This window comes from Dickeya dadantii NCPPB 898 (assembly GCF_000406145.1).
Lineage (GTDB): Bacteria > Pseudomonadota > Gammaproteobacteria > Enterobacterales > Enterobacteriaceae > Dickeya > Dickeya dadantii.
In genome coordinates this window covers 2,592,869-2,595,015 of the sequence record NZ_CM001976.1, presented here as the reverse complement: position 1 = coordinate 2,595,015, position 2,147 = coordinate 2,592,869, and the positions used below count along the sequence as shown (strand labels likewise).

The 2,147-nt window shown below is 72.1% G+C and carries 1 pseudogene; it reads left to right on the top strand.

Features of this window, described 5'->3' with window-relative positions:
- A pseudogene (locus tag DDA898_RS11850) lies at positions 1-2,147 on the top strand (beta strand repeat-containing protein); the annotation flags it as partial.

The following is a 2,147-nucleotide window of genomic DNA, read 5'->3' as shown; positions in this document are numbered from 1 at the left end:
GGGCAGTCAGGTGCTGGGCAGCGGGGCGGTGACGCTGACGGCGGACACGGTGACGCAGCAGGGGGATATCGGCGGCGACCGGCTGGCGCTTACCACCGGCACGCTGACCAACGGACGGGCGGCTGGTGGGGCTGTCGCAGCTGGATGTGACCAGCCGGGGGCGGCTGACCAACCGGGCGACCGGCTCGCTGCTGGGCAACGGCACGGCCGGCGTGACGGCGGCGACGCTGGATAACGCGGGCAGCGTGCAGGCGGACCGGCTGACGCTGACGGCGGACGCGGTGGACAACGGCGGGCGGGTGCAGGGCACGTCGGCGCTGACGCTGAACGGGGTGTCGCGCTATACCGGCACCGACGGCAGCCAGCTGCTGAGCGGCGGCACGGCGACGCTGGCCATCGATAACGCCGACAACGCCGGGCTGTGGCAGGCGGGCGACCTGCGCTTTCGCGGCGCCTCGCTGACCAGCCGGGGGCAGATAACCGGGCTGGACAGTCTGACTGTTGACGCGGCCAGCCTGACCAACAGCGGGCAACTGACCACCCGGGGTCTGGCGACGCTGCGCGGGCAGCGGTTTGACAACGGCGGCACGCTGACCGCGCTGGGCGGTTTTGAGGCGCGGTTCAGTGACACTGTCACCAACCAGGGCGGCGGCCAGCTGCTGAGCGGCGGTACCGGCAGCCTGACCACCGGCACGCTGGTGAACCGGGGGCGGTGGCAGTCGGACCGGCTGACGCTGACGGCGGACACGTTGCGCAACCCGGGCACGCTGCTGGGGCTGGACGACGGCAACATCCAGCTGACGGGCGCGTATGTGGGCGAGGCGGGCAGCCAGGTGGGGGGCAACGGCGCGTTCAGCCTGAGCGCGGCGACGATAGACCAGGCCGGCCAGTGGCAGGCGCGGGACGTGACGCTGCGTGCCACGAGGCTGCGCAATCAGGGCAGCATCACCGGCAGCGGGCAGCTGACGGCCACGCTGGATGAGCAACTGGAGAACACCGCCGGGGCGACGCTGCTCGGCGGGGCGACGTCGCTGAGCGCGGCGTCAGTCAGCAATGCCGGGCAGATACAGGGGCGCAGCGGGCTGACGGTGCAGGGCGGCACCCTGCTGGACAACCAGGGCGGCGGGCAGCTGCTGTCGGGCGGACAGCTGGCGCTGGGCGCGACACAACTGACCAACGCGGGGTGGGTACAGGGGCAGGACCTGACGCTGACCACCGCGCAGCTGGACAACGGCGGCACGCTGCAGGCGCAGAACGGGCTGACGCTGCACCTGCCGCAGTGGACCAACCGGGGGACGGTGCAGGCGGGGCAGCTGGACATCACCACCGACGGGGCGCTGGAGAACCGGGGCACGCTGCTGGGGCTGACGCGGCTGGCGGTGCAGGCGGCGAGCCTGACCAACGGGGACGGGGCGCGGCTGTACAGCGCGGGCGGGCTGCAGCTGCGCACCGGGCAGCTGACGCAGGAGGGGCAGCTGGCGGCGCTGGGCGACCTGCGGGCGGACATCGGCACCCCGTTCACCTTCACCCGCACGCTGGCGGCGGGGGGCCGAGCTGACGCTGGCCGTGACGGGCGACCTGGTGCAGGCGGGGACGCTGCAGGGCAACGGGGTGACGGTGACGAGCAGCGGCACGCTGACGCAGCAGGGTCGCATCGTGGCGGGCGGCGGCAACAGCCTGCTGTCGGCGGCGGCTATCAGCCAGACGGAAAGCGGCAGTATCCAGGGGGGCGGGCCGCTGAGCCTGCGGGCGACTGGCAATATCGTCAACCGGGGCTTTGTGGGGACGGCGGGCGACCTGCTGGTGCAGGCGGGCGGGATGATAGAGAACGGCAGCCTGCTGTACGGCGGGGGCGACCTGCGGCTGCTGTCGTCGGCGCTGGTGAACCGGTTCGGGAACATTCTGGCGGGGGGCAGCCTGTGGATACAGCGTGACGCGGCGGGGAATGCCGGCGACAGCGTGCTGAACAGTTCGGGGACGATAGAGACGCAGCGGGGGGATATCCACATCAGTACCGGGACGCTGACCAACCAGCGGGAGGGGCTGGTGGTGACCGAGAGCGGCAGCACGACGGCGGACATGCCCTCATGGGCGGGCGGGACCACGGCGCAAATCCCGGTTGAATGGTTTAACGACGGGGATTTGGG